Source organism: Helicobacter cetorum MIT 00-7128 (genome assembly GCF_000259255.1).
Taxonomy (GTDB): domain Bacteria; phylum Campylobacterota; class Campylobacteria; order Campylobacterales; family Helicobacteraceae; genus Helicobacter; species Helicobacter cetorum_B.
In genome coordinates, this window is the sequence record NC_017737.1 from 1,645,352 (window position 1) to 1,671,767 (window position 26,416).

Sequence of the window (26,416 nt, forward strand, 5' to 3'; positions counted from 1 at the left end):
TCCCTTATTTAATATTTCCTACTTCATTTTAGATTACCCCCTTTTATTAGTTTAAACCAAGTGTCATAGCCATTCAATAAAATTCTGTTTGCAAGGCTTTTGCTATGTTGTTTGAGAGAAAAATAAAAAGTTGTAAGGAATAAAAAGATAAGCTTTTTAAGAGAGAGAGAACAAATTTTTAAGAATGGCTTTCATTTTTATTCCTTTCGTTTATGGCATAAATTTGTGTAAATTTCTGCCATTTTACACTATAAAAGTCAATCACGAACCAAGACATTTTTAGGTTCAAAAATTTTTGAAAACACGATTTGAAAATTCCGTGATTTACTTTTATGGGATACAATTTCAAGTTTTTTTAAAAACTATGGTTTTAAAGATTTTTTGCATTTTAGTTTCAAAGGTTTTTAAAAAACTATGGTTTGAGAAGACTCAAAAACTGCTTTAAAAATCCCCTCCCCCTTGTTAGCGATAAACTAATTAAATCATTTCAAGCCCATGCCAACAATCTAGCTTACTAGCCTTGAAACGCCTAAAAACACCTTTCTATTAAAATGAATTTAAAAATATTAAGAAATCGTGCGCAAATACCCATTTTCACTCAGCATGACATACAAGCGACCCATAATTTCTTTCTTCTCTTCCATATCTAGGGCATTATTATCTTCAATTTTTTGCTTTAAAATGCGTTCAATCTCTTTGGTATCATAATCCAAATCATCTAACACATCTAAAATTGTTTGGGCTTCACAAATATCTTCTACTTCATAATCGCCCTTTTCATCAAAGATTACGCTAAACTCCGTGGGGTGTGTAAACAAATTGTGTTTCATACCTAAAACTTCTTGATACGCCCCTACTAAAAAGAATGCTAAAAAGTATTCTTCCTCATCTACATCTATATCATGCAAAAACAAGGGCTTAGTGGAATCAAAAGCAATTTCGCCATCGCTATCACAAGTAATATCCCACAAGCTCGCACTTCTAGTGGGCTTTTCATCTAATTTATTTAATGGCATGACAGGAAAATTCTGTTTCAAACCCCAATAATCTGGCAAGCTTTGAAAAAACGAGCAATTCAATAAATAACGCTCTTGGACTTGCTCTTGAATGCGTAAAATATCGTTATGGTCTTTAAAACAAAGTAATTGCACCGCTTTTTTAACAATCAAATGAGCTAGAACTTCGGTATTACTTCTATCAATCAAATCAATATAACCCAAATCAAAAAGTGTGAATAATGACTCGGTATGGTCAAAACTATCATGCAAATACTCAATAGCATTTTTTTCATTGATATTAGCAAGCAAATCTAGCATTTCATCAATTAAGGGGGGGTTGTTATTCTCTTTGATTTTCAAGGATTTTTCGTTGTATTCATGCGAAAACAATTCTAAAACCGGAGCCACCAACACCGCATGATTGGCTGAAATATAACGCCCTGATTCAATGAAAATATCAGGCTCTATTTCTTGTTTGTTCTTAACAATTTCTTTGAGTAAGAACACCACATCAGCACTAAATTCTTCTAAAGTATAGTTCTTATCTTGATGGTGCTTATGTTGAGTGTATTCTACGGCTAACCCACCTCCAATATTCACGCTTTTTAAGTTCTTAGCCCCCATTTTACGCAACTCTGCATACAAGTTACCCGCCTCTCTTAAGGCCTTTTTTAAAGGTGATATATCACTGATTTGAGAGCCTATGTGAAAATGTATCATATGAAAATGCTCCAATAAATCATTTTCTTCTAACAAACGCATGGCCTCTAAAACTTCTGTGCTACTCAAACCAAATTTAGAATTAATCCCCCCACTTTTAGCCCAAATTCCGGTGCCGGTGCTATGCAAACGGATACGAATGCCAATTTTAGGGCAAGCTAAAAAATCATTTTGCTTCGCCACAGCGATAATGGTTTTTAATTCATTCAAACCCTCAATCGTTAGAGTAATCTCATGTTTCATGCTTTTAGCGATAAATCCAAGTTCAATCATTTCTTTATCTTTAAAGCCATTCACAGTAATGGGAGTTGTGGGATTTGTATAGCTCATAGCAATGATTAATTCTGATTTACTTCCAGCCTCTAAACCATAATCCAAACCTTTAGCCCCCTCAACCAAAGGCAAAACAAAAGAAGGCATTTGATTAACCTTGAGTGGGAAAACCGCCTTAAAAGCCCCACCATATTGATACTCTTTAATCGCCAAAGAAAACGCATCAAACAAACTTTTAATTTGTTTTTGCACCAAATGGGGGAATCGCATGAGTAATGGCCCTCTATAGCCCTTCTCACGCACGCTCTGAACAATTTCTAAAAGCGCAGGGTTCTTGCCATGACAAACCTTAACCAACCCTTTTTCTATCTTAAATTCATTATTGCTCCAAAATTTAATCCCATAATCATGAACTTCACGCATTATCTTATTCTCTTACTCCCAAAAGTCATCTCGCATAACTAGCAAATAGTTGCGGATTGTTATTAAAATCCAAAATCGCCTCTTGATAAACTCGCTCTATTTTATCCACTGAGCTTTCTAGCGTGTAATTTAAAGCGCTTTTTGCATATTCTTTTTGCATGCGCTCTCTTTCAAGCGGATTTTCTAGCCACCAATCAATTTTAGCGCTCAAATCTTTAGCATTATTAGCCTCAAATAAGGAGCGCTCATCTAAGGCAAATTGCTTGGTCGCACTCAAAGAGCTATTAGCGATAATAGGGACAATTCCCACACTAATGGCCTCTAAACATGCAATCGCCTCACCCTCCACATTCGCTGCATGCACATAAAGAGTGCAAGTTTTTAAAATCTCTAATAATTCTTTTGAATCAACAAATCCAAATTCCACTTCTACGCCCAATTTTTTAGCTAGATGTTGTAACTTTTTTTCATTAGGCCCTTTGCCTTTCAATAGCAATACAATGTCTTTTTTATGCTTGCTTAAAGAAATCGCCTCTATTAAAACGCTTTGATTTTTTTCATTAGAATAACGCCCAACCATAACAATTTTAAAAGGTGTTGTCTCAAAAAGGCTATGAATTTGCTCCCTATCGCCCTTAAACATAGGGTCAAACCCATTGGAAATAGCATACTTTTTCCCCCCATAACCATGCTTTTCTATTTCTTCTTGAATTAACTTAGAAGGGCAATGAATATGATGGATATAACGATAGTGCGCACATTTAAACCAAGCAAAAAGCGCCCTATTAAACCACCCAAAGCGTTGCATTTTCATATTGTAGCTAATATGTTCAGGTTGCAAGTGAAACGATCCAATATAGGGAATCTTCATTTTTCGTGCGATTTTTACAGCTACTTTTTCTAACAAAAAAGGCAAGTAAGTATGAATAATATCCGCATCCTTGAAAGCTCTTTTTAACACTTCTTTGTCCGGCTTAGCAAAAAGAATGTGTTGGCGATGAGAAAATTCAGTAGAAATAGGAATGTAACGCTCTTTCACGCTATAATACCCCTCTTCCTCGCTCCCTAAATTTTCAATATTTGGAGCAACCACTCTCATAATATGCCCCCTTTTTTTTAAAGCCTCAAAAAAACGAAATGCCGTCATAGAAGTGCCATTACTAATATTTTTAAAACTATCAACCACTAAAACAATAACCATTGATTTTACTCTTCTTTAAAATTAAATTTAAAAGGTTTTTTATCAAAAACGACGATTTCTATTGTTCCCTCTAAAACCTGAATATCCAATACAAATGCCTCTACTCTTATTTCAACTTTCTTTCCGCCATCTTGAATAACTTGCGCCTTAATCAAAGCATCTTGATGTAATTCAAGGGGGGCATAAAAATTAATCTTATTAGAAACCACAACGCTATGCTTTTTGTTTAACGCACATAATGCGACATAATTGCAAGCTCCAAGCAAGAAACCCACATGGATAAAATTATCTTCATACGCCATGCCCTCATTGCCCTTGAAACGCACTTCGGCTTTATCTTTTTCTAATACAACTAACTCGCCGGTTATAGTGGGATTCAAATTCTTGCAAGTTTCCAAAGAATCATAATCAATGGGGTTAAAAATCGTTGGTTCTGCCACTTGCTCTCCTTAGTTAATATTAGTTAATTTTTCACAAACGATATTCTATCACTTTACTACCTTGATTAAATAGCGCTTTAATCATTTTCCCCCTACTTCTTACGCATTTTAAAATATCCTCTTAAAGGGGCGGGGTAGCCCTCTAATGTCTTAGAGCTATCCTTTTTGTCCAAAAAATCTTCTAAACTTTGCCCCAAAATAAAGTCTGTTTTATGCTGTTCTTTAGGCGTGGTCTTTAAAACGCTAATAGTTTCAAAATCCTTAAACCCTACCCTTTCGCACCACCCTTTTAACGCACTGATACTTGGAATAAAATAAGTGTTTTTCATTTTGGCATAAGTTTTTTTAGGACAAAGGGCTATATCTAAAGGTGAATCAAAAATTAGAGTATCTAAAATCAGTTCTCCTTGAGATTTCAAAGAAAGAAATAGAGATTTAAGAGTATCTAGCGGGCTTTTTCTATGGTATAGCACCCCTAGACAAAATACCACATCAAAAATATTAGAATACTTTTCTTCTAAATCTTCAACCCCCAAAGGCTCATAAATGATTTTATTTTCTTTATCAAAAAAAGGGGCTAAAAATTCAAATTGCTTTTTGACTAAGATTCCCGGGTCAAACCCCACCAAACTTTTAGGCTTGTAATCTAACATCTTAAACAAATAATAGCCATTATTACAGCCCACATCAGCCACAACCTTGTCTTTCAAATTCGTAGCATTTTTGATTAAATCCCATTTAATGGAACTATCCCATTCGCTATCAATTTTTACACCAGAAATTTCAAAAGGGCCTTTACGCCATGGTCTTAATGCCATAATTTCTTCTAAAAGAGCTTTTTGATTCAAACTATCATAACAAACGAGCATTATTTACCATAGTGTGGGGGTTTTTTTAAGAAGTGGAGGGTTTAGAAAGGATTCTAAGGTTTGGGAATTTACCCCATAAACAAAAGCAAAGTTAAACGATAAATTTCTTAATTGCTCTTTGAGATTGTTTTGAGTGGTGTAAAAATAATTATTGGCATTTTCAAAAAAAATCTCACTACTTTTATGATAAAACACAACAACCTTTCCCCATAATAAAGTTTTAAGCGCCTCTTTTAATATAGCCTTAAAATACTCTTGAGAGCTTTCGGCTACAATGACTCTAGCCGTAGTGCCATAAGGAGCTAATTCTAAATTTGTCCCTACATAAAAGGGCTTACAATAATCTATTATGGGGTCTTTCTTGCATAAATGATTCAAATCAAATTCAATCTCTAATCGTTCGCATAGGTCTATGACTTTCATTAAAGGTTCTAAAAATATGCATGGAATTTTTAATTCATAATGTTGTTGCTTGTAATTTATAGGGCTATAAAAAAGCGATTGGTTTAAAAGGCTAATTTCCTTTCTTAATATACCTATCTTTTCTTGCCTATAAAATAAGTCTAGCCATGCACTCTCACAAAAAAGCGCTACTTTACACCCCTCTAATGCAAATAAATCTTCAATCCCCTTTCTTAGACACCAAGCCGTTTTACTTACGATAATTTTTTGTGCGATTTCTAATTCTATAGGGCTTAATAGCACTCCAATTAGGCGCTCATGTAAAAGCCAGAATTTAAACAAATATTCTAAAGAGCGTTCTACATCTTTTACTTTAATCCAAGCCACATCTCTATCGCTTAGCTCACATTCGCCCGTGTATAAAATCCCATAAGCCCCTAATTCTAAAGCCTTAGGAATGAGTGAATTATCTTTAGCAACAAATAAAGAGCCTTTTTGCACTTTATCCAAAGATAAAACAATAGAGTTAAAATAACTAATAGATGGCGTGTTTAATAATTCGCCAAAAGTAAGCTCTACTACCTCATTCACCCCTAATCGCATTTAACTAATCAAACTTCCTGCTGTTTTTTCACTCATGGGGCTAATTAAAGCTAATCCGTTACTATCTCGCACAGCTAGTATCATGCCTTCACTTATTTCGCCCATAAGTTTTGCTGGTTTTAGATTCGCCACAACACACACCATTTGACCTATCAAATTTGTTGGCTCATAATCTAGGGCGATTCCTGAAATAATCTGTCTCAAACGATTTTCGCCTAAATCTACTTTTAAGCGTAATAATTTATTGGATTTTTCAATTTTTTGAGCCTCTTTAACTAGCCCTACTTTAATCTCTACTTTTTTAAAATCATCAATACTGATATAACTCTCTGTTGCTTGCTTTTCTTGAATTTTTTCTGGCTCTTTTTCTTCAACTCTCTCTATTTTAGAAAATAAAGGCTCAGTGTCTTTGAGGATAATATCTTGCAACTCTTTAGACTTAAAAAAGCGTTCGTAATTTTTGGGCGAAATTTCTACATTAAAGGCACTAGCTAACTTAGTAGCGCTCTTTGGCATAAACGCATAAAGTAAAAAGCTAGATTCTAAAAGCACATTAGCAATCAAGCTGAGCAAGGCTTCTAATTTTCCTAATTCATGATTTTTATATAAAACCCATGGTTCTTCTCTAGCAATAAGTTTGTTTAAAAAATCATAAACTCTAAATAGTTCTTCTAAAGCTTTATGCAATTGCATTTTTGGCACGAAAAGATTAGCGTTATCTAAAATTTGATGCGCATTCTCCAATTCTTTAGAATAATAAGTGGTGATTTTTTCAGCTTTCAAGGAATGATTAAAGTGGTATTTTTTAGCCATGCCCAGCAAACGATTTAATAAATTACCCAAATCGTTATTTAAATTCGCATTAATTCTTTCTGTTAGCGCCTTTATAGAAAAATCCCCATCTTGTCCAAAAGGCACTTCACGCAATAAAAAATAGCGTAATTCTTCTACCCCATATTCTGTAGCGAGTTTTTGAGCGTCTAAGACATTTCCCAAGCTCTTACTCATTTTCACGCCTTCTATTGTCCACCACCCATGCACACAGAGCTCTTTAAAAAGTGGCAAACCTAAGCTCATTAAAAAGGCTGGCCAATAAATCGCATGAAAACGCAAAATATCCTTACCTACAATATGTCTTGCATGCTCAAAATGCACCATTTTGTCTTCTAAGGCATTCAAATAGCCTAACGCACTCACATAGTTTAATAAAGCGTCTAACCAAACATACACCACATGCTTTTTATCATTATTGTTTTTTGCATTTAAATTTTTAGGTATAGGAATGCCCCACTCAAAACTTGTGCGTGTGATAGACAAGTCTAGTAGGCCTTGTTCAATAAAGGCTATCACTTCATTTTTACGATAGGTAGGCAAAATCACTTCAGGGTTTTTAGCATAAAAATCCAATAAAGGTTTTTGATACGCACTCAACCTAAAAAAATAGCTCTCTTCTTCTAAAAGCGTGGTCTCTCTTAAACAATCTAGACATAAAACCTTATCATCTTTACTATCTGTTTTGGACGCTGTGCAATAACTCTCACAGCTCACACAATAATGCCCCGTATAAGTGCCTTTATAAATATCCCCTTTTTTAAGCATGATTTCAAAGGCATTTTGCACGCAAACTTGATGCTCGCTATCTGTGGTGCGGATAAAATAATCATAATCTAAATTAAAAAAATCCCATTGATTTTTAAAAATCGCACTAATGCTATCGGCATAAGCTTTAGGGCTTTGATTTCTTAATTTCGCACTTTGCTCAATTTTTTGCCCATGCTCATCAGTGCCGGTTAAAAAAAAGGCGTTCTCGCCCTTTAAGGTATAGTATTTTTTAAGGGTATCTGCAATGAAAGTCGTATAAGCATGACCGATATGGGGAACATCATTCACATAATAAATAGGGGTAGTAATTAGAGTTTTTTGCATCATTTAGTGTAGCTTTGCCTTGTTCTTTGAAATCAAACTTCTTATAATTTGCTTAATTTTAACATGCTTTTGAAAATAAATTACATGCAATTAATTATCATAGGTTAAATTTACGCTTATCAGTAGAGTGTTTTTCACATAAAAATTCATTATAATTAAGACACTGATTGATAAAACAAGAATTAAAATTAAGGAATATACAAATGATTTCAAAATTTTTGCTCAAAAATATGTTTAAACAATGGAAAAATGGCGATTATCAAGTGATATTTTGGGACAATAGTGTTTATAGAAATGGCGAGCATTCTCCTAAATTCACCCTTAAAATCAATCGCCCCTTAAAATTTAGCGATATTAAAAAGGACATGTCTTTAACCATTGCTGAAGCTTATATGGACGGCGTGATTGATATTGAAGGTTCAATGGATGAAGTGATGTATTCATTATATTTGCAAACCAAGTATGAGCATTTGCATAAACATGATAACGCTAGACCTATCCAAAAGCCTATCAAAGAAAGCTCCAATATTTCTAAGCATTATGATTTAGGGAATGATTTTTATTCTATTTGGCTAGATGAGACTTTGAGCTATTCATGCGCTTATTTTAAAAAGGACGATGACACCCTTTATACAGCCCAACTCCAAAAGCTAGACCACACTCTAAAAAAGCTCCATTTAAAAGAAGGCGAAAAACTCCTTGATATAGGCTGTGGCTGGGGCTATCTCTCTATCAAAGCCGCCAAAGAATATGGGGCTGAAGTTATGGGAATTACTATCTCTAATGAGCAATACAAACAAGCTAACAAACGGGTTCAAGAGCTAGGTTTAGAAGATAAAGTAACGATAAAATTGATGAATTACCAAGATTTAGATGGCAGAATGTATCGCTTTGATAAAGTGGTGAGTGTGGGCATGTTTGAGCATGTAGGCAAGGATAACTTACCCTTTTATTTCAAAAAGGTTAAAGAAGTTTTAAAAACCGGTGGCATGTTTTTACTCCACTCTATTTTATGCTGTTTTGAAGGCAAGACTAACGCATGGGTGGATAAATACATCTTTCCGGGTGGGTATTTACCTTCGTTAAGAGAAGTGATGAGCATAATGAGTGAGTGCGATTTTCATTTGCTTATGGCTGAAAGTTTGCGGATCCATTACGCTAAGACCTTAGATATTTGGCAAGAAAATTTTATGCAACATTTAGACAAGGTCAAAAAGCTCGGTTATGATGAACGCTTTATTCGCATGTGGGACTTGTATTTAAGAACTTGTGCATCAGCGTTTAGGGTAGGAAGCGTGGATTTATTCCAACTGCTATTAACTAACAGCGTGGATAACACCTTGCCTTTAACCAAAGAATACATCTATCAATAAGCCTTAGACCCTTTTTTTAGGGTAATCTCTGGCAAACTCTCCACATACAAACTCTGCGAAGGAAAAGCAAAGCTTAGGCGGTGCTTTTCTACAATTTCCATGATTTTTAACATCACATCTTCTTTGACTTCTAGCCACTCCCCCCAAACAACCGTTTTAGAAAAGCAATACACCAAAATATTGATAGAACTAGGTGCAAATTCATCTAAAAAGACAAATAAATTGCTCTTATACCCTAAAAAGTCATTAATTGAAACAATATCTTTTTTAAACATGTAGCGATAATCACTCACATTCTGCAAAGCACTATCCTTAGCATTAGCAATTTTTGGGTGCTCTTCTAGCATCCCTCTAATATCTTTCACACAAAGCTCTAAAGCGCTTTGACTAGAATTATAGGCTAAGCCTATTTGCATTTTAATGCGTCTTCCCACCTTACGCCTACTCCAATTTCTAATGGATTTTCCGGCTAACTCAGAATTTGGCACAAATAAAAGAGCGTTATCAAAAGCTCTAATAGTAGTGCGTCTTAATCCCATTTCTACCACGGTGCCTTCCACTTCGCCACACACAATCCAATCCCCCTGAGAAAACGAATTGTCTAAGAGTAAGATTACAGAGGCAAAGAAATTTGCCAAAACATCTTTAACCGCTAAAGCGACCGCTAAGCCACCAATTCCTAAAGACGCAATAATGGCTGAAATATTAAACCCTAGTTGTTTTAAAATCGCTAAAAGCGCAACAATAAAAATCAAAAAATACACAATTTTTAAAATCAAGTTGATAACTTCTTTTCTAAAATTATGCGTGCTTTTTGTAGCGATATTCGTTACTAATGCTGTCCCATAGCCTTTAAAGAGCGCCATTACTAACCATGCTAAGAGCATGATATACACCACGCCCACCCACATAGAAATCTTATGCGGTGATGTATTAGGGTAATAAAAAATATCTAATGAGACATCGCAACTAAAAATCAATAAAAAAATAGAAACCGGCGAAATAATATTGTTTTGCACATTTAAATGCATTTCTTTATTTTGGCGCATAAGCTCAAAAATAAAATCTAGCATTCTGGCTAAAAGAATGGTAATCAAACGCCTTAGCCCTAACAACAACACCAAAATCGTTAATGAAAGCACGATTTTACTCACCTGCAAGCTATGGCTTGTAAAAGGCAAGAGACTACTGATTTTATTCAGCACAAAATCCATATTCACTTCCATAATCAAGTTTTTAGGAAGCACTTCTTTGGGATGATTTTTAATATAACGCAAGACTTCTGTATAGGTAGCTAGTCTTAATTGATACTTGCTAAAAAGCTCTTCTAATTCATGCGTTTTAATGCTGTCTAAATTCTTAGGCAAGGCATAGAGCTTGAATTGTCCCAAGCGTAAGATAAAAGCATTACTGATACTCTCTACATCTTTTTCTTCACTAAAAACATCAATATTACTTCTAATTTTTTCTATAAATTGATATAAAATTTCATCAATCAATAACGAATCTAGGGCTAATCTATCTTTAATGAAAGTGTAAAAATCATCGCCCTTAATGCTTTGGGCTAAACGCTTTTTGATTTTTTCTTGCTCCTTTAAATTAAGCCTAATATCAATGCCAATCTTATCTCTTTCATTCAATACTTTAGAAGTCAAGCTTTTAATCAAATCATTCTTTTGGTCGTTGTATAGAGAGATTTCAGCACTCTTTTCTGGATCTTTTTTGTAAGTTTCAATCACTTGATTAAGTTGGTTGATTTGATTAAAAATCAAAAACAAATCAATCGTATCTACCTCATGGTCTTTTTCTTGTTTTTCAAGTGCCACTAAGGGATTTGCCAATAGCAATAAAACCAATAACCACCATAACAACCGCATTAAAACTCCTTAGAATACTTCTAAAAATTATACACCAAACAAAGCTTGTAATACACTTGCAACGCCATATTATTATCAAACCTCATCATAGAATATTGCATACTGATTTGACCTAAAACTAGAGAAATTTAACTAGCCATTTTTGCTTCCACATTCCTTAAACCACAATGTGAGTTTTTTAACTTATTTCTTATTAAGCATTTTAATAATGATAGTAAATAATATCCCCTCAAGGATAGCTGAGATTAATAACGCATAATAAGTATTTTGTGAAATAGCTTGCGCTCTTAAACCCACTGCAGCTGTGGTTACTAGAAAGGTTAGAGGCATAGACGCTCCTAGTGCGAATGAAAGCGTGTAAGTAGTATTTGCAAAATAATTCTTCCATACTAGCATAGAGGTAATTAAGTGCGAACCTATCATTACTAATACAATTAAAATTCCTTGAAGAATCAAATAAGGCTTTGAAAATACAAGCCCTAAGTCTAAGGTTGAACCCACATGAATAAAAAACAAAGGCACAAAAAAACCAAAACCTATATCATTAAGCTTATGAAACAACTCAGACTTATGGGCAAAAAAAGTAGAAACAATAAGTCCTGCTAAAAATGCTCCCAAAACCATTTCAATTTTAAGCCATACCACAATAGCCACCAATGAGAAAAACAGCATTAAAGAAAAACGCATATCTTGGTTAAACTGATTGTTTTTAGGCATAACAAAAAGCCTTAAATTAGGAAACCACCAAAAAAGTGTTTTACACACTTGAAAGGCAATGACAATAAGCAATAAAAATGCTAAAAGAATCCCCAAGTCTTTATATAAATCCATACCCAAGTCATGTGAATAAGCTCCATCTACAACCACCAAACAAATAATGCTTAGTAATTCCCCTATAACACCAACTTTTAACACCAAATCAAGCCATGCTACTTCTTTATCATAGTCTTTTACTAGAGTCATAATCATACCCAAACTAATAATGGGGAAAATCACAATAAAAATAGGCTCTAATTTAAAGCTCCAAGTGATTAAAAATGAAAGCGTATAGACAATTAAAAAATACGATAAAATGCGCTTTAAGAGTGATGTTCCAAGCTTTTTGAATAAATAAATTTCTACTTCTAACCCACACAAAAACATCAAAAATAAAAATCCAATTTCTGACATCATCTCAAAGCCCTTAGTATGCTTAACTAAACCTATATATGAGCCAATAGCCCCAAATATAATTTCTACAACGCTTATAGGCAAGCGCAACATACTCGCCACATAGGGCGCTATCACAATTAAAAGGGTAATAATGGCAAAAACTAAAAATTCTGCATTCATCAATGTAATCCTAAAACCTTTAACACTGCTTGAGTATAAACTCTATGCTCTATAGCATGCACTTTTGTTTTAAAGCTCTCTAAAGTTTGAAAAGCGCTTTTTTCAAAGCTCTCTTGCAAGATAATTTTTCCACTATCTAGCTCTTTACTCACATAATGCACACTCACACCTGCATAGCATTCAGCCCCCTTAAAACTACGCTCTAAAGCATGCAATCCTTTATAGAGAGGCAAAAGCGAGGGGTGAATATTCAAACAAGTTTTTGCTTGCAAAAAATATTCACTTAATATGCGCATAAACCCAGCTAGAATAACCAAATCACAAGCATAAGGCTCTAGGAGTTTTAAAAGCGCCTTTTCGTAATCTAAGCGTGAGGCAAAATAATTATGCTCTAATACTTGATAAGGCAATCCTAAAGCCTTGCAACGCTTTAAACCATATGCCTTAGCATTATTACTTATACACATGCTAATTTGCACCTTGATACGATTATTATAGGCGTCTTTGAAATATTGGTTGTGTAGGTTATTGGCTAAAGCCTCTAAATTGCTCCCATTATTGCTAAACAACACTACAAGGGATTTCATTTTTTAGCGCCATTGATGAGGCTTTGTTCCCTATAAGTGGTAAAAACCCCTTTTTTGATTTCATAATAAGTTACGCCCATTGCGCTTAAAAATGCTAAAAATTGTGCGATAGGATAAGTTGCCCAAATCCCCTTGATACCATAAAAATGGCTCATTAATGGCAATAAAACAACAATAAATATAAGCGTATGTGAAAGCGTGATAATAAACGAACTTCTAGTGCATTGGATTGATTGGAAAAATACCGCACACAAAATACTCATACCCAAAAAGATATAGCCTAAATAATAGACATTCATCGCTTGTTTGGTCTCTTGGATAAAGTCTAAATCTTGCTCATTGGCTTGTAAATACATTTTGATTAAAAATTCATCTAAGAAATAATAAATCCCATAAAGCACAACCCCCACCAAAAACGCTACTTTCAATCCAAAAAGAAAGACTCCTTTCACACGCTCTAAATTCCTTGCCCCATAGCTAAAACTTGCAATAGGTTGAATGCCTTGTGAGATAGAAAAAAGGGTTGTCCAAAAAATAATCGCATTATACATAATAATGCCATACATGCTTAAAAACCGCTCGCCCGCAGTATGCATAATAGTAGCATTAAAGATTAAAATCATTAGCGCAAAGCTTAATTCTGCAGTGCTTTGAGGCACGCCACTTTTAGCTGAAGAAATAACAGCTGGAAAAGAAAAACGCTTAATAAAACTTAATTGCCCTTTTTTAAACAAGAAATGTTGCATTAAGACTAAAAAGCCCACTCCATGCCCTATAATGGTAGCATAAGCGCTACCTTGAACCCCCACTTCTAAGACAAAGATAAATAAGTAGTTAAAAAATACATTAGTAAGCGAGCCTATAAGCATAGCTACCATAGCTAAAATAGGGCGCTTATCATTTACAACAAACACATCAGCTAAAGGGTGCAACACCATAAAAACAGCCCCCATTAGAATGATTTCAATATAGCGTGAAGACATTGCCAACAAAGCATCATTACTCCCAAAAAGTCGTGCGATAGTCTCACTAAAGGGGAGTAATGCCATGCTTAAAATAAAGGTGCTAAGCGCAACAAAATAAAACACACTACTAAAAACAAGCTTAGCTCTATGTGTTTTACCCCTACCTAAAAAATACCCCACAATGCTTGCTGCTCCAAAACCAAAGAGCAATTCATACGCTACCAAAGAGGGAAAAATTGGCCATGCAATATTAACCGCAGCAATCGCCTCTTTGCCTAATTTCTTACCCACAAACATGCCATCTATCATAGAATAAGTAGATAGAGAAATCATAGAAAAAGCTAAGGGAATGAAATAATAAAAAAACAATTTTCTAATAGAATCTTTGTGTAAGTCAATTTTTGCTTTAAGCATTGAATAAGCGCCTATCCTTTTAAAAACTTTTTCCATAAGTTGTGTTATTGTAACGAATTTAGACCTATTTTAAATCTAACAACACCATTCTTTGAAAGATTTTTGAAAAATATTTTTAAAATATCTTTATTATTTTTTTAATTAAATAATATGTTTAACTACTAAAAACATTTTAAAAACTTCAAAAGATTAAAAAGAAAAGTTATTATGGTGATTTTTATATTACTATCTTACACATTTTAAATTAAAACCATTTAACTTGTATCAAATAAGAATTTTAATTATCATTCATATTCTTTCAAATGCTAGAATACTAGCGTATTTAAAATTTAAAACTAAGAGGATAAATGATGAAAATGAATCAAAAATTTTGTTCAGTAGTTGCCTTGACTCTTCTAAGTGTTTCTGCGCTCTTTGGCGATGCCAAATGGGATTATAAAAAAGATGGCGCTAGAGGTGCTGAAAACTGGGATAAATTGCATAAAAATTTTGAAGTTTGCGGAAATGGAAAAAGCCAATCTCCTATCAATATTGAGCATTATTATCAAACTGAAGATAAGGGTAATTTGAAGTTCCACTATGGTGTTTCTAAGCCCTCCAAAGTAGCTTATACTAACCACACTTTAAAAATAGGCTTTAACTCACATACAAACAATATAAAATATCGTAATCACACTTATATATTAGACAATGTGCATTTTCATACACCTATGGAATTTCTTATCAATGGCAAAACGCAACCCTTAAGTGCGCATTTTGTGCATAAAGATGAGCAAGGGCGCTTGTTAGTAGTAGCGATTGGTTTTCAAGTGGGGCATGAAAACGCTTTCTTAAAACCAATCTTAGAAGTAGCTAAAACTAAAAACATCAAAAAAGCCAAACCAATTGCCCTTTATGCGTTCTTAGAAAAGCAAATTAGCTACTTTCATTTCAATGGTTCTTTGACTGCACCCCCTTGCACTGAAGGTGTAGCATGGTTTGTTATAGAGCATCCTTTAGAGCTTTCTAGCTCACAGCTTGCTGAGATTAAAAAACACATGAAAGATTCACCCAACCAACGCCCTACTCAACCTGACTATAACACCGTGATTATTAGAAGTTCTACCCAAACTCGCTAAAAACACCCAACAATCATTGCATCTTGCATTTGTGGTAGTCGCTCTTAAATGAGCGCTACTTAAATACTATCACACCTTAATAAAAGAGTTTCAAGCAAGCCTATTTAAAATTTTTATTAAGGGCATGTTTTAATTGTCCTTATGCTTTAGACTAGCAAAAATATTTCTTGCTTTATTTTTGAAAATTTTAGTTTTCTTTTTAGTTGCATTTAGTTTAATAAGATTAATTTTTAAAAAAAATTTTAGTTATAATTTCAGTCTAGGGAAGTTAAAAGCCTAAAGAAGGTCCGAAACTTCTCTAGGCGGTATTTTCCCTAAATTTAATTTAAGGAGATACCAAATGAAATATATTGTAATTGTAACATTATTATGTATGATTTTAGTAACTTTTTGTTATTAAAATCATGGGGGGTGTAAAAACCCCTCTACATTACAATGTTTTCATTTTTCAAAAACTTCAATTTTTAGGCGATTTTTCTAAATTTTATCCATTTAAAATATTTTTATTTCTTAAGGGGGACTTTTTAAAGGCTTTGTTTTATTCGCTTGTTTTAAAAGTGCGTTTAGCACTTTTAAAAGCGCTCATTAACTCAACATTAGCGTCCTTATCCCCCTATGGTTTAAAAAGACATCTAGTCTTTTTAAACTCCAAGAAACACCATCTCAAGCGCTCACAGAGTTATCACTTAACGCTTTAAAGCGTTAAGCTCTTTTCCTATTTGAAATGCCCCTATAACATTTTTTCTAAAAAGTGCTTTTTTAAATCTTTTAGCTTGTTTAATTTTTTAGTGTGCTTGTCTATAAGGCTGTCTAAGGTTTTAAAAAAGTTGCCTATTTTTTGTTGCTCTTTTAAGGGGGGGTAATAAAATATCAAAATTTTGAAAATCTGTAATGTAGTGTCTTTTATGACTAAAAGGTTTAAAATTCAAACCTTTTAAGATATATAGCAACACAATAATATTATCGTTATATCTAGGCGTTAAAATCTTCATAGCTGAACTTTGTATTTTAAAATCAAAATTAACCAAATGACAACTTGTTGTAAAATCATCAAAAATAATCACTTCGTTATTTGGTGTAACCTTTTTAATTCCTTTTGTATCATTAACATATCCTAAGATAAAGCTATCTCCAGCTGTTAAAATGAAAAACACCCTCAACACCACTAACAACCATTCCTGTATTGCCCGTTCTTGTCATAAGCACATCATCTTTATGACAAACAACACTATCGCTATAACTTTCTATATACTCAACTTCTTTCGCATTTTTTAAGGCTTGTATTGTGATATAAAATTTTGAGTTCTTGCTAGGTCTCTTAAGTCTTTTTGATATAGGAATTTGAAGTCCTTGATTAACTTTTGATACCTCTCTAAAGCTCTTAATCTCCCACTCCCCACTAAAGCCTTTAAAACGATAACATATTTTTGTAGTTGCCATTATTTGCCCTTATTAAATACAATAAGCACTCTTTTTGTTAATAATCATTCCCCACGCTAGGCTGAATAATATCTAAGGCATGCTCTCTAGCAACTAACCCCCTACTTTGATACTCATGCCAGCCCCCATCGCATAAAAACGCATTTTCCCACCCATTCCATAAAGCATAAAACCAAGCTATAGCTCCTCTCCAACCGGTGCTACAATAAAAGACCACTTTATCATGCCTATTAAAACCTTGCTTTTCCCAAAGCTTATAGATTTCATAAGGATTTCTTAAGGTGTTATCAGGGTTATAAAAATCACAAGTATTACTATAATGATTACCCGAAAAGCCCCATAAAGCCCCGGGAATTTCGCCCTTTCTCTCTATATAGTCATAATCATTCACATACGCTTGATATTCTCCCCATGAGCGAATGCTAACTAATTTATAGCCCTCTTGCTGTTTTTCTAAAGTCTCTTGCAAGGATAAACAATAGCTCAAATCAGCGCATAATAAAGAATGCGCTTTTTTAGGCTTAACATGGTATTTAGAAGTAGGTAAGCCTAATTTTTTCCAAGCTTTCAATCCCCCATCTAAAAAGCGCACTTCCTTAATCCCTACGCATTTAAGCGCCCAAAAAGCCCGCATACTAGCAATAATACTTTGCGAATATAGCACCACAAAGCTTTCTTTTGTAATACCCAAATTAGATAAATTCTCTTGCAAAATACTAGGCTCTTTGAGATTGTATAAAGGCGCACTTTCCAATAAGTCCGTATCTAAAAAATGCGCCCCTTGAATACATTCTGTGCTTTGGGCTAAACTAGAATGCCCCACTTCAAAAACAAGCACTTCTTGATGTTGATAACTTTCCATAGCGACTTCTTGAGATTGCATGATTTTATACACAAAAGAGGGCGACACACTCCAATGATAATTATGCAATTTTTCCAAAGGATTGCTTAGGTCATTTTGATAATCTATAAAATTTTCAAAAGCTAGAAGTTGCTTATTAGAAAAAAAGGGTTTTAAAGCTTGAATCTCTTCTTTTTCCCCATAGAGCAATACCTTGCTACTTTCATCAATACCTTTAGAGACTAAGAAACGCTTAGCATTTTCTTGAATATCTTCTAAGAAAGAATAGCGCACATGCAAGGCATTTGGCACATGTCCCCCCCTTAATGCACCCTTTTTTTTAAAACCATGAAAAAATGAATTTTCTTGAACATCAATGACTATTATGTCTTGTTCGCAAATAGCATTTTTAAAGCTATTTAAACTTAAAAAATCCAAAAACTCCCTTTAAGAACGCTCAATATAGCGCCAAGCAATTTTTAATGCGTTGGTTGCAGCCCCCACTCTTAATTGGTCTGCTACACAAAAACAATGCAAGGTCTGTTTGTCAAACAAATCCTCTCTTATGCGCCCCACAAAAGTGCTATCACTCCCACTTGCTGTTAAAGCCATTGGATAGAATTGATTACTTGGGTCATCTTGCACAATAACATTGGGGGCTTTTTCTAAGACTTCTCTAGCCTCTTTAGCGCTCACTTCTTTAGAAAAACGAATGCTTAAGCTCTCGCTATGACTTCTTAAGATAGGCACTCGCACACAAGTTGCGCTAATAGCAAAACTAGCTTGCATAATTTTATGGGTCTCATGCACCATTTTTAATTCTTCTTTGGTGAAACCATTCTCATTAAAAACATCAATATGAGGAATAGCATTAAAAGCGATAGGATAAGCAAACGCTCCTTTAGAAAGCTCTTTGTCTAAGTGTGCTTTAGGATTTTGTTCTAAAAGCTCCAAAGCGACCTTTAGCTCACTTTTCAAACTCTCTATGCCTTTATTCCCTGCCCCACTTACTGCTTGATAAGTGCTTACATTCACGCTTTCAATCCCAAAAGCAAGGTGCAAGGGGTTTAAAATATGCACCATTTGAATGGTAGAGCAATTAGGGTTAGCGATAATATTAGAAGGAGCGTTAAAAATTTCATCTGCATTAACCTCTGGCACTACTAATGGCACATCTAAATGCAGTCTAAAAAAGCTTGTGTTATCAATAACTAGAGCTGTCTTAGCTGCACTTTTAGCAAATATCTCACTAATGCTCCCCCCAGCACTAAAAAAGGCAATATCTATCTGCGCTTGAGCAAAAATATCATGCGTGGTTTCTAAAACTTCATAATCCTTGCCAAAAGCCTTAATAAAAGTTCCCGCACTATTTAAGCTTGCTAAAGGGACAAAAGTCTTAATAGGAAAAGCGCTTTCTTCAAGCACTCTAATAAGCTCTCTTCCAACAGCTCCTGTAGCTCCAACAATCGCAATATTATAAGTCTTCATCAGTTTTTCCAATAATTTCAAGGGCTTTTACAACGCTCAAACAATTAAGTTGCATGCCAGAATCCATATTTTTTAAACTTAAGGTCTCGCTTTTAAATTCTTCTTCTCCAATAATTCCTACAAATTCATGCCCCTTATGATTGGCATACGAAAAAGGCTTTTTAAGTTTTACAGCCTCTGGATAAAGCTCGGTAAAAACTTCGCTTTGGCGTAAAAGCTCTGCTAAAGCATTAGCATAGGCAAAATACTTTTCTTCCATACATACCAATAAAACTTTAGCATTCGTAGAGCGCTCATCTAAGAGTTGCATTTCCTCTAATGCCACTAAAAGCCTATCAATCCCAATAGACGCACCCACACCTTGCAAATTTTCTTTAGAGAAATTTTTAGTTAAATTATCATAACGCCCTCCAGAGCACACACTCCCTAAAGACTTCATGTTATCAAGCGTAGTTTCATAAACAATGCCTGTATAATACCCTAAGCCCCTAGCAATAGAAAAATCAATTTTATAGAGGTTAGATGAAACTTTTAAATCCCCTAAAAGTTGATAAAGCCTCTCTAAATCTTCAATACCCTCTTTAGTATTGGTATTATAGGCTTTCAAAGGGGCAATACTTGCAAAAAACTCTTGGCTTGTTTGGTTATTTTGCTTGATTTTAAGAATATCTAATAAGCCCTCAATGACTTCTAATTCAAGCTGACATTCTTTGTGTAACTCTTGCTTAACACTCTCAATGCCAATTTTTTCCAATTTATCCACAATGCGTAAGACATTCGTAACTTCTTGCATGCTTTTAATGCCAAAATGTTCGCACACACCATTTAAAATTTTACGATGATTGATTGAAACGCAAAATTCCTCTAAATCTAATGCTCTTAAAGAGGCAATAATCACTTGGATAATTTCAGCATCACACACCAAGCTTTCAGAACCTATGAAGTCAAAATCACATTGTGTAAATTCTCTATAGCGCCCTTTTTGAGCCCTTTCCCCCCTAAAAACATTGCCAATAGCATAGCGCTTAAAAGGCATGCCAAGGGTTTTGTGGTGCAAAGAAACAAAGCGAGCTAAAGGAACGGTTTGGTCAAATCTCAATGCCACATCTCTGCCCCCATGGTCTTTAAAACGATAAATTTCTTTTTGAATATCACTGCTTGCATCAGGCAATAACACTTCAGCATATTCTAAATGAGGGGTTTCAATAGGCACAAACCCAAAACTTTGAAAAACCAAAGAAACCTTAGAAAGCAAGTGGGCTTTTTGCATAGCATCTTTAGGCAAGCGGTCTTTAAAACCACTCAGCACTTTAGGGGTAATCATATTTTTCCTTACTATCACGCTTTTAAAGCGTGCTTGTTATATCTATTATGCTAAAATTTTAGCTTAAAAATTTTAAAAAAGGGCAAGTTTTATGGGTTTTGTTGCTAATAAGCGCATTTTATTACGATTGCCTAATTGGCTAGGTGATGCCATAATGGCTAGTCCGCTTTTTTATACCCTAAAAGCTCTTTATCCTAACGCACGCTTTATTTTAGTTGGCACAAAAATGGCTTGCGAACTTTTTGAAAAAGACAAACAAGTTGATAGTGTTTTTATAGATGAGAGCAAAAAAGCCCCCCTAAGACTTCTAGCTACCTATAAACTTGCTAAACAAATTGGAAAATGCGATTTAGCGATTACTTTAACCAATAATTTATATTCAGCCTTTCTTTTATATAGCACTAAAAGCCCTATTCGCATAGGTTTTGCTAAAAATTTACGCTCTTTTTTACTCACCCATGCTATAAAAAAAGCGCCTAAAGATTATCATCAAGTGGAGCGCTATTGTTTTTTACTAAGCCAATATTTAAAGCAAGATTTAGATAGAAAAGCGCTTTTACCCTTAAATTTACCTATTGACTTACCCACAAAAAGCCCCAATCTAACTAAAAAAATTGGCTTTAGCCCAAGTGCGAGCTATGGGAGCGCTAAAAGGTGGCCTAGAGCTTATTACGCTCAAGTAGCAAGCGCTCTATTAGAATATGAGCATGAAGTTTATTTTTTTGGCGCACAAGCAGATTTTTCCATTGCTGAAGAGATTTTAAGCCTTACAAAAAGTCAATTAAAAACCCCACATCTCATCAATAACGCTCATAATCTCTGTGGCAAGACAAGCATTGAAGAATTAGTTAAGCAAATCGCCTCTTTAGACTTATTCATCACTAATGATAGTGGCCCTATGCATGTAAGTGCGAGCGTAAAAACACCTTTAATCGCTCTTTTTGGCCCAACTGATGCTAATGAAACTAGCCCATGGAGGGCTAAAAATGCTATTTTGTTAAATCATAGTTTGCCTTGCGCGCCTTGCAAACAACGCATTTGCCCTCTAAATGGCGAAGCCAATCATTTATGCATGCGCTCCATTAAACCTGAAGAAGTTCTAACACATGCTTTTAAAATACTCTCCAAATAAGGATAAATATGCTAATAGATTTTAATCAAGCATCTTTTTTACAAAAACATAAGATTTTAAGCCATAGCATTACCCCTAGACCCATTGCTTGGGTTTCTACACTCTCTAAAAATAATATCAATAATCTTGCACCCTTTAGCTTTTTTGCGCCTATTTGTAGCGAACCAGCTCTATTAAGCTTATATCTTACGCCAAAAAGCGATGGGAGCATGAAAGACACGCTTAAAAATATCCTAGATACCAAAAAAGCAACCATTTGTTTATGCGATGAGCGCCATTTAAGTGCTTTGCAATCTAGCTCTAGCGAACTAGAATATGATGAAAGTGAAAGCGAAAAGTTTCATATTGAAATGCAATCTATTTTAAAAGACTATCCCCCTATTGTTAAGGGAGTAAGCGTGGCATTTTTTTGTGAATTTTATAGTTTTTTAGATATTCATCAAGATTCTAAACCCTTTTTTTTAGAAGTCAAGCATAGCTATATTGATAAAACCTTGTATGAAGAAGATTTGAATTTTACTTTTAGGGGTGTTGGAAGAGTGGGGAAATCCTATCAAGTCTCAGGAATTTTAAAAAGCACTAAAAATTTATAGCTAATAACATTAAAAATTCCAATAAAAAAACTAAAAATAAAAAGGTTTAGAAAGTAATTTTATTAATTAATAGAATAAAAACTTTAGAAAAAATAAAAAGCTAGAAACGCCCCCATTAAACTAACAGAGCGTCCCTTATAGAAAAACTTAAGCTTCTAAATTCTTAGGTTTCTTAGCGTCTTTCTTATGCTCATCGTGAGCTACTAATTCTGTGCTTAATTTAGGCTTTTTAGCACCTTTCTCATCTTTATGAGCATCTGCATAAGCAAAGCTTGTAGCCAAGATAGCCATTAAAACACCTGATAACACTTGTTTTTTCATTTTGAAAAACTCCTCTGTCATAAAATTGAAGTAACTGCATTTTGCATTACAAAAGTAAACAAACAAACATGTTAATACAAAAACTTTATTTTTATGACTATCTTAAAGTAACAGCAGAATGCTTAAGAAAGCTTACTGATTTAATGACATTTTTTAAGCAAATAAACATGAAAAATTAAGGTCATTTAAGTATAATTACAACTCGCATTCTAGATTTATAGTCTTAAGATTTATAGTCTTAAGATTTATAGTCTTAAGATTTATAGTCTTAAGATTTATAGTCTTAAGATTTATAGTCTTACATCTTAATGCAATTAAATCATGCCCATAGTCTACATTAAGGGCAATCAAGGATAGCTATATGACTTTTAAGCACTCTTTAAGATTTTTACTCGCTGGCTTATGTGTCTCAAGTTTTGTAACCACTTCAAGTTTTGCAAGAACTTTTCTTGATGGTGATTTGAATATTCAAACATACGATTATGAGCAGTCTCTCTTAAAACAAGGCGACCCTCATGGCACCCATGAAGTAAAGGTGCGTGATTACAATGGCAAGGAACATACAGAGCAAATCAAAGCTGAAATACGCATTTCTCCAAAGCCCAATGTGTTAAAAGAAGTAAAATTTGCTGAAATTTATGGCGTGCAGGTGAATAATGGTTTTTGCCATGTGTTTAAACTCTATAAAACAGCTGAGGCTACCGGCATTGAAACAAGCGAATTTCCTAGCCAAGACCGCAAAGAAAAGGGCAAAAGTGTTACTCTAATTGGCAAAGGCTTTCAACCACAGCTTGTTTTAGAAACTGATTGCAAGCAAGATGAGCTTGAAAAAGTGTCTATTTTTGGCGAATTTGATGGCACAGGCTTTTTAACTCTATACAAGTTTAAAAAATCTCAATAAAATCTAAGTGCTTTTAACCCCCTAAAAGCACTCTTTGTTTTGGCTTTTTTAATCAAACTTGATTTTGGGGTTTATCCCCCTTATTCACTAACTTAAAAAAATAATCTCACAATCAGTCAAATGCGTTATAATCCTTATCATAAAAAAATAAGGAGTAATACCATGTTTAAACATTCTTTAAAAAATTTAAAACATCTTTTAGGGTCTCTAGCAATATTTTTATGCGCCTACAATATAGCTATAGCGCAAAATTTAATGCCAAAAGACTTTATCTTTGAAAAACTTGATAGCTCAAAATCTATGAATAAGACCTTTCAAGCCCATGCTAACACCTATATCACAGAGTTAAAAATCACTTCCAAATACCCTAGCCTACACCCTATTGAAATCTATAGCGTGCAAATCAATGAGGGTAAATGCGAAGGGTATCAACCTATAATTGAAAAAAATAAAGAAAAATTTGAAAAAATCTATAATCAAAATCCCGGAATTACTTTAGAAAGGCTTGTTGCGGGGCAAAAAGCACGCACAGAAGACAAAAGCAAGGTTATTGCTACCTTAAAAAACAGAATGCTTTCTAAAGATGAGTGGATTCAAGCCTTTTTTAGAGTTGCCTCGCCTTGTGCGATTAAAGATATTCAAAAAGTTGTTATATGGGGACTTTTTGAAAACGAGCCTTTTAAAGTGGAATATCATTTCAAATAATATTCCAACTCATAAAAGATATTAGCTCCCAATCGCCTAGAATATGGGCGCTTGGTCAAAAAGAGTTCAATTAGGGATAATGGTTCTCTTCTCAAAGGCTTTATGGATATAAGACTCAGCTTGCTTAGAGTCTTTTTCTACGCACTCCCCCTTTTTATATAGCTGACCAAAGCTATACAAAGCTATAGGATTACTTGCAAGCATTTTTAGATTTTTAATCGTGTTAGGACAATCGCCTTTAGCATAAGCCACTTTAGCCTTATAGATATAAATTGAAGTGCAACCACTTGCCATAAAACCTATGCTCAAAGCTACAGCCCCCAATTTAAGAAAGCGCTTAACTCTCTCTTGTCTAGTCATTATAAACTCCTTTTACAATAAAAAATAATCTTTTATTATATCAAAAAATTTATCACTTTAAATTGATTAAAATTAAGCATTCAAAAATTTCTCAAATATTTTATAACTCTAAAAATTTAAAATCATGCGTTTTAAAAACAAAACTCTCTTAAGAATGTATCCATCAAGCTACAAGACAATCAAAGCTCAATCGCTTATAATAAGCGATTGGTTAAAAGGAAGTTAATTGGGGATAATCGCTCTCTTTTTAATAAATTTTACCATAGGTATGCCATCAAAGGCTTTTTCAATGTAAGACTCAGCCTCTTGCGGGTCTTTCTCCACACACTCGCCTTTTTTATACAACTGACCTAAACTATAGAGCGCTATTGGGTTGCTTGTAAGCATTCTTAAATTTCTAATCGTGTTAGGACAATCACCTTTAGCATATGCTACTTTGGCTTTATGAATATAAATTGAAGTGCAACCACTTGCCATAAGGCTTGCACCCAAAGCTACAGCCCCTATTTTAAGAAAGCGTTTTACTCTCTCTCTCGTTTAATCATTATAAACTCCTTTTACAATAAAAAATAATCTTTTATTATATCAAAAAATTTATCACTTTAAAATAGGCAACGCAAAGCTCCTCAAATTATTCTATAATGCTAGAAATTTAACCAATAAGGATACTTTATGAAACTATGGCATTATTTAAAAATCTTTTATTTTTCATTAATAATTAGCAATATCTTGCAAGCTAACGAGAGTATGGGAATTAAACATCAAAGGGCAGATGAAAGGGTTATTTATCTAGCTGGGGGGTGCTTTTGGGGACTAGAAGCGTATATGGAAAGGATTTATGGTGTCATAGATGCAAGCTCTGGCTATGCTAATGGTAAGACTAAAAGCACGAGTTATGAGAAATTACACGAAAGCGACCATGCTGAGAGTGTTAAGGTTGTTTATGATGCTAAAAAAATCAGTTTAGACAAATTGCTACGCTATTATTTTAAGGTGATTGACCCAGTGAGCATAAACAAACAGGGTAATGATATGGGTAGGCAGTATCGCACGGGTATTTACTATGTGAATAATGGGGATAAAAAAGTGATAGACAATGCTTTAAAAGAACTGCAAAAGAAAGTGAAAGGAAAAATCGCTATTGAAGTAGAGCCTTTGAAAAATTATGTCAGAGCTGAAGAATACCATCAAGATTATTTGAAGAAAAATCCTAATGGCTATTGTCATATTGATTTGAAAAAGGCTGATGAAGTGATTGTGGATAGTGATAAATACACTAAACCAGGCGATGATGTTTTGAAAAAAAGGCTTACCAAACTTCAATATGAAGTTACTCAAAACAAACGCACAGAAAGAGCCTTTGAAAATGAGTATTATAATAAGGAAGAAGAGGGCATTTATGTGGATATTACCACGGGTGAGCCGTTATTTTCTTCAGCGGATAAATACGATTCAGGTTGTGGGTGGCCAAGCTTTTCTAAACCTATCAATAAAGAAGTGGTGAAATACGAAAATGATGAGAGCTTTAACATGAAACGCATTGAAGTATTAAGCCGCATTGGTAAGGCGCATTTAGGGCATGTATTTAATGATGGGCCAAAAGAGCTTGGAGGGTTAAGATATTGTATCAATAGCGCATCTTTAAAGTTTATCCCTTTGAAAGATATGGAAAAAGAAGGTTATGCAGAGTTTATTCCCTATATCAAAAAGGGTGAATTAAAGAAATATATCAAGGATAAAAAGGCACATTAAGGCTTAAAAATAGTTGTTGTGGGACTATATTGTCCCTT

Annotated in this window: 26 protein-coding genes; 7 read left to right on the forward strand and 19 right to left on the reverse strand. The window is 34.2% G+C overall.

What is annotated here, in order from left to right:
* Positions 1-566: 566 nt before the first annotated feature.
* From speA to metG, 6 genes are all read right to left on the reverse strand, one after another.
* Positions 567-2,414, reverse strand: coding sequence for an arginine decarboxylase (speA, locus tag HCW_RS07550; RefSeq protein WP_014661628.1), 1,848 nt, complete (start codon positions 2,412-2,414; stop codon positions 567-569).
* 25 nt (positions 2,415-2,439) lie between these two features.
* A complete protein-coding gene (locus HCW_RS07555) occupies positions 2,440-3,615 on the reverse strand; it encodes a glycosyltransferase (protein ID WP_014661629.1) in 1,176 nt (391 codons plus the stop codon).
* Between the two features lie 5 nt (positions 3,616-3,620).
* Positions 3,621-4,055, reverse strand: a complete 435-nt coding sequence (locus tag HCW_RS07560) for a PaaI family thioesterase (RefSeq protein WP_014661630.1) — start codon at positions 4,053-4,055, stop codon at positions 3,621-3,623.
* A gap of 92 nt (positions 4,056-4,147) precedes the next feature.
* Positions 4,148-4,924: a tRNA 5-methoxyuridine(34)/uridine 5-oxyacetic acid(34) synthase CmoB gene (cmoB, locus tag HCW_RS07565; protein ID WP_014661631.1), complete on the reverse strand. Its 777-nt coding sequence runs from the start codon at positions 4,922-4,924 to the stop codon at positions 4,148-4,150.
* A 3-nt stretch (positions 4,925-4,927) separates the two neighbouring features.
* A complete protein-coding gene (locus HCW_RS07570) occupies positions 4,928-5,929 on the reverse strand; it encodes a hypothetical protein (protein WP_014661632.1) in 1,002 nt (333 codons plus the stop codon).
* Positions 5,930-7,855, reverse strand: a complete 1,926-nt coding sequence (gene metG / locus HCW_RS07575) for a methionine--tRNA ligase (protein ID WP_014661633.1) — start codon at positions 7,853-7,855, stop codon at positions 5,930-5,932.
* Positions 7,856-8,058: 203 nt separating this feature from the next.
* Between metG and cfaS the strand changes: the two genes are divergently transcribed.
* A complete protein-coding gene (gene cfaS, locus HCW_RS07580; protein ID WP_014661634.1) occupies positions 8,059-9,228 on the forward strand; it encodes a cyclopropane fatty acid synthase in 1,170 nt (389 codons plus the stop codon).
* On the opposite strand, the gene HCW_RS07585 is transcribed toward cfaS, so the two are convergent.
* The 4 genes from HCW_RS07585 to HCW_RS07600 form a co-directional block, all read right to left on the reverse strand.
* On the reverse strand, positions 9,222-11,105 hold the full coding sequence (locus tag HCW_RS07585) for a mechanosensitive ion channel family protein (RefSeq protein WP_043902688.1): 1,884 nt from the start codon (positions 11,103-11,105) through the stop codon (positions 9,222-9,224). The two genes, cfaS and HCW_RS07585, sit on opposite strands and share 7 nt — an antisense overlap.
* 183 nt (positions 11,106-11,288) lie before the next feature.
* A complete protein-coding gene (locus tag HCW_RS07590; RefSeq protein WP_014661636.1) occupies positions 11,289-12,437 on the reverse strand; it encodes a cation:proton antiporter in 1,149 nt (382 codons plus the stop codon).
* Positions 12,437-13,024, reverse strand: coding sequence for a phosphoribosylglycinamide formyltransferase (gene purN, locus HCW_RS07595; protein ID WP_014661637.1), 588 nt, complete (start codon positions 13,022-13,024; stop codon positions 12,437-12,439). The genes HCW_RS07590 and purN overlap by 1 nt, the downstream gene beginning before the upstream one ends.
* Positions 13,021-14,403: an MATE family efflux transporter gene (locus HCW_RS07600; RefSeq protein ID WP_014661638.1), complete on the reverse strand. Its 1,383-nt coding sequence runs from the start codon at positions 14,401-14,403 to the stop codon at positions 13,021-13,023. The genes purN and HCW_RS07600 overlap by 4 nt, the downstream gene beginning before the upstream one ends.
* 356 nt (positions 14,404-14,759) lie before the next feature.
* Here HCW_RS07600 and HCW_RS07605 point away from each other — a divergent pair, with 356 nt between their 5' ends.
* On the forward strand, positions 14,760-15,521 hold the full coding sequence (locus tag HCW_RS07605) for a carbonic anhydrase family protein (protein ID WP_014661639.1): 762 nt from the start codon (positions 14,760-14,762) through the stop codon (positions 15,519-15,521).
* A gap of 730 nt (positions 15,522-16,251) precedes the next feature.
* Here HCW_RS07605 and HCW_RS10040 read toward each other — a convergent pair.
* The 6 genes from HCW_RS10040 to hisS are packed head-to-tail and all read right to left on the reverse strand — an operon-like array spanning position 16,252 to position 20,614.
* Positions 16,252-16,395: a restriction endonuclease subunit S gene (locus tag HCW_RS10040; protein WP_196794365.1), complete on the reverse strand. Its 144-nt coding sequence runs from the start codon at positions 16,393-16,395 to the stop codon at positions 16,252-16,254.
* Positions 16,340-16,675, reverse strand: coding sequence for a restriction endonuclease S subunit (locus HCW_RS09600; protein ID WP_014661641.1), 336 nt, complete (start codon positions 16,673-16,675; stop codon positions 16,340-16,342). Before HCW_RS09600 ends, HCW_RS10040 begins: the two co-directional genes overlap by 56 nt.
* Positions 16,647-16,961: a hypothetical protein gene (locus tag HCW_RS07620; RefSeq protein WP_014661642.1), complete on the reverse strand. Its 315-nt coding sequence runs from the start codon at positions 16,959-16,961 to the stop codon at positions 16,647-16,649. The genes HCW_RS09600 and HCW_RS07620 overlap by 29 nt, the downstream gene beginning before the upstream one ends.
* Positions 16,962-16,998: 37 nt before the next feature.
* Complete coding sequence (locus HCW_RS07625) at positions 16,999-18,240, reverse strand: rhodanese-like domain-containing protein (RefSeq protein ID WP_014661643.1); 1,242 nt, start codon at positions 18,238-18,240, stop codon at positions 16,999-17,001.
* 9 nt (positions 18,241-18,249) lie between these two features.
* The gene (gene asd, locus HCW_RS07630; protein ID WP_014661644.1) at positions 18,250-19,290 is read right to left on the reverse strand and encodes an aspartate-semialdehyde dehydrogenase; all 1,041 of its coding nucleotides are present in this window, start codon (positions 19,288-19,290) and stop codon (positions 18,250-18,252) included.
* Positions 19,277-20,614 (reverse strand): histidine--tRNA ligase, encoded by a 1,338-nt coding sequence (hisS, locus tag HCW_RS07635; RefSeq protein ID WP_014661645.1) that lies wholly within the window; start codon positions 20,612-20,614, stop codon positions 19,277-19,279. The genes asd and hisS overlap by 14 nt, the downstream gene beginning before the upstream one ends.
* A gap of 91 nt (positions 20,615-20,705) precedes the next feature.
* Between hisS and waaF the strand changes: the two genes are divergently transcribed.
* A complete protein-coding gene (gene waaF, locus HCW_RS07640) occupies positions 20,706-21,746 on the forward strand; it encodes a lipopolysaccharide heptosyltransferase II (protein WP_014661646.1) in 1,041 nt (346 codons plus the stop codon).
* An 8-nt stretch (positions 21,747-21,754) separates the two neighbouring features.
* Positions 21,755-22,339 (forward strand): flavin reductase family protein, encoded by a 585-nt coding sequence (locus tag HCW_RS07645; protein WP_014661647.1) that lies wholly within the window; start codon positions 21,755-21,757, stop codon positions 22,337-22,339.
* Positions 22,340-22,486: 147 nt separating this feature from the next.
* Here HCW_RS07645 and HCW_RS09605 read toward each other — a convergent pair whose 3' ends face one another.
* Complete coding sequence (locus tag HCW_RS09605; RefSeq protein WP_014661648.1) at positions 22,487-22,660, reverse strand: hypothetical protein; 174 nt, start codon at positions 22,658-22,660, stop codon at positions 22,487-22,489.
* A 361-nt stretch (positions 22,661-23,021) separates the two neighbouring features.
* Between HCW_RS09605 and HCW_RS07655 the strand changes: the two genes are divergently transcribed.
* Both HCW_RS07655 and HCW_RS07660 read left to right on the forward strand, forming a co-directional pair.
* Positions 23,022-23,561 (forward strand): hypothetical protein, encoded by a 540-nt coding sequence (locus tag HCW_RS07655; RefSeq protein WP_014661649.1) that lies wholly within the window; start codon positions 23,022-23,024, stop codon positions 23,559-23,561.
* A gap of 162 nt (positions 23,562-23,723) precedes the next feature.
* Positions 23,724-24,266 (forward strand): hypothetical protein, encoded by a 543-nt coding sequence (locus HCW_RS07660; protein WP_014661650.1) that lies wholly within the window; start codon positions 23,724-23,726, stop codon positions 24,264-24,266.
* 66 nt (positions 24,267-24,332) lie between these two features.
* Here the strand turns inward: HCW_RS07660 and HCW_RS07665 are convergent, their stop codons facing one another.
* Both HCW_RS07665 and HCW_RS07670 read right to left on the reverse strand, forming a co-directional pair.
* Positions 24,333-24,626, reverse strand: coding sequence for a hypothetical protein (locus HCW_RS07665; RefSeq protein WP_014661651.1), 294 nt, complete (start codon positions 24,624-24,626; stop codon positions 24,333-24,335).
* Between the two features lie 222 nt (positions 24,627-24,848).
* The gene (locus HCW_RS07670; protein WP_014661652.1) at positions 24,849-25,118 is read right to left on the reverse strand and encodes an SEL1-like repeat protein; all 270 of its coding nucleotides are present in this window, start codon (positions 25,116-25,118) and stop codon (positions 24,849-24,851) included.
* Positions 25,119-25,298: 180 nt separating this feature from the next.
* Between HCW_RS07670 and msrB the strand changes: the two genes are divergently transcribed.
* On the forward strand, positions 25,299-26,378 hold the full coding sequence (gene msrB / locus HCW_RS07675; protein WP_014661653.1) for a peptide-methionine (R)-S-oxide reductase MsrB: 1,080 nt from the start codon (positions 25,299-25,301) through the stop codon (positions 26,376-26,378).
* The last annotated feature ends 38 nt before the right edge of the window (positions 26,379-26,416 follow it).

Excerpts from the sequence above, each read along its gene's own strand:
- hisS (WP_014661645.1), bottom strand. The coding sequence starts at position 20,614 with ATGATTACCCCTAAAGTGCTGAGTGGTTTTAAAGACCGCTTGCCTAAA.
- HCW_RS07645 (WP_014661647.1), top strand. The coding sequence starts at position 21,755 with ATGCTAATAGATTTTAATCAAGCATCTTTTTTACAAAAACATAAGATT.
- HCW_RS07605 (WP_014661639.1), top strand. The coding sequence starts at position 14,760 with ATGAATCAAAAATTTTGTTCAGTAGTTGCCTTGACTCTTCTAAGTGTT.
- waaF (WP_014661646.1), top strand. The coding sequence starts at position 20,706 with ATGGGTTTTGTTGCTAATAAGCGCATTTTATTACGATTGCCTAATTGG.
- speA (WP_014661628.1), bottom strand. The coding sequence starts at position 2,414 with ATGCGTGAAGTTCATGATTATGGGATTAAATTTTGGAGCAATAATGAA.
- cmoB (WP_014661631.1), bottom strand. The coding sequence starts at position 4,924 with ATGCTCGTTTGTTATGATAGTTTGAATCAAAAAGCTCTTTTAGAAGAA.
- HCW_RS07570 (WP_014661632.1), bottom strand. The coding sequence starts at position 5,929 with ATGCGATTAGGGGTGAATGAGGTAGTAGAGCTTACTTTTGGCGAATTA.
- HCW_RS07665 (WP_014661651.1), bottom strand. The coding sequence starts at position 24,626 with ATGACTAGACAAGAGAGAGTTAAGCGCTTTCTTAAATTGGGGGCTGTA.
- msrB (WP_014661653.1), top strand. The coding sequence starts at position 25,299 with ATGAAACTATGGCATTATTTAAAAATCTTTTATTTTTCATTAATAATT.
- HCW_RS07660 (WP_014661650.1), top strand. The coding sequence starts at position 23,724 with ATGTTTAAACATTCTTTAAAAAATTTAAAACATCTTTTAGGGTCTCTA.
- purN (WP_014661637.1), bottom strand. The coding sequence starts at position 13,024 with ATGAAATCCCTTGTAGTGTTGTTTAGCAATAATGGGAGCAATTTAGAG.
- HCW_RS07590 (WP_014661636.1), bottom strand. The coding sequence starts at position 12,437 with ATGAATGCAGAATTTTTAGTTTTTGCCATTATTACCCTTTTAATTGTG.
- metG (WP_014661633.1), bottom strand. The coding sequence starts at position 7,855 with ATGCAAAAAACTCTAATTACTACCCCTATTTATTATGTGAATGATGTT.
- HCW_RS07620 (WP_014661642.1), bottom strand. The coding sequence starts at position 16,961 with ATGGCAACTACAAAAATATGTTATCGTTTTAAAGGCTTTAGTGGGGAG.
- HCW_RS07600 (WP_014661638.1), bottom strand. The coding sequence starts at position 14,403 with ATGCTTAAAGCAAAAATTGACTTACACAAAGATTCTATTAGAAAATTG.
- asd (WP_014661644.1), bottom strand. The coding sequence starts at position 19,290 with ATGAAGACTTATAATATTGCGATTGTTGGAGCTACAGGAGCTGTTGGA.
- HCW_RS09605 (WP_014661648.1), bottom strand. The coding sequence starts at position 22,660 with ATGAAAAAACAAGTGTTATCAGGTGTTTTAATGGCTATCTTGGCTACA.
- HCW_RS07585 (WP_043902688.1), bottom strand. The coding sequence starts at position 11,105 with ATGCGGTTGTTATGGTGGTTATTGGTTTTATTGCTATTGGCAAATCCC.
- cfaS (WP_014661634.1), top strand. The coding sequence starts at position 8,059 with ATGATTTCAAAATTTTTGCTCAAAAATATGTTTAAACAATGGAAAAAT.
- HCW_RS07655 (WP_014661649.1), top strand. The coding sequence starts at position 23,022 with ATGACTTTTAAGCACTCTTTAAGATTTTTACTCGCTGGCTTATGTGTC.
- HCW_RS07555 (WP_014661629.1), bottom strand. The coding sequence starts at position 3,615 with ATGGTTATTGTTTTAGTGGTTGATAGTTTTAAAAATATTAGTAATGGC.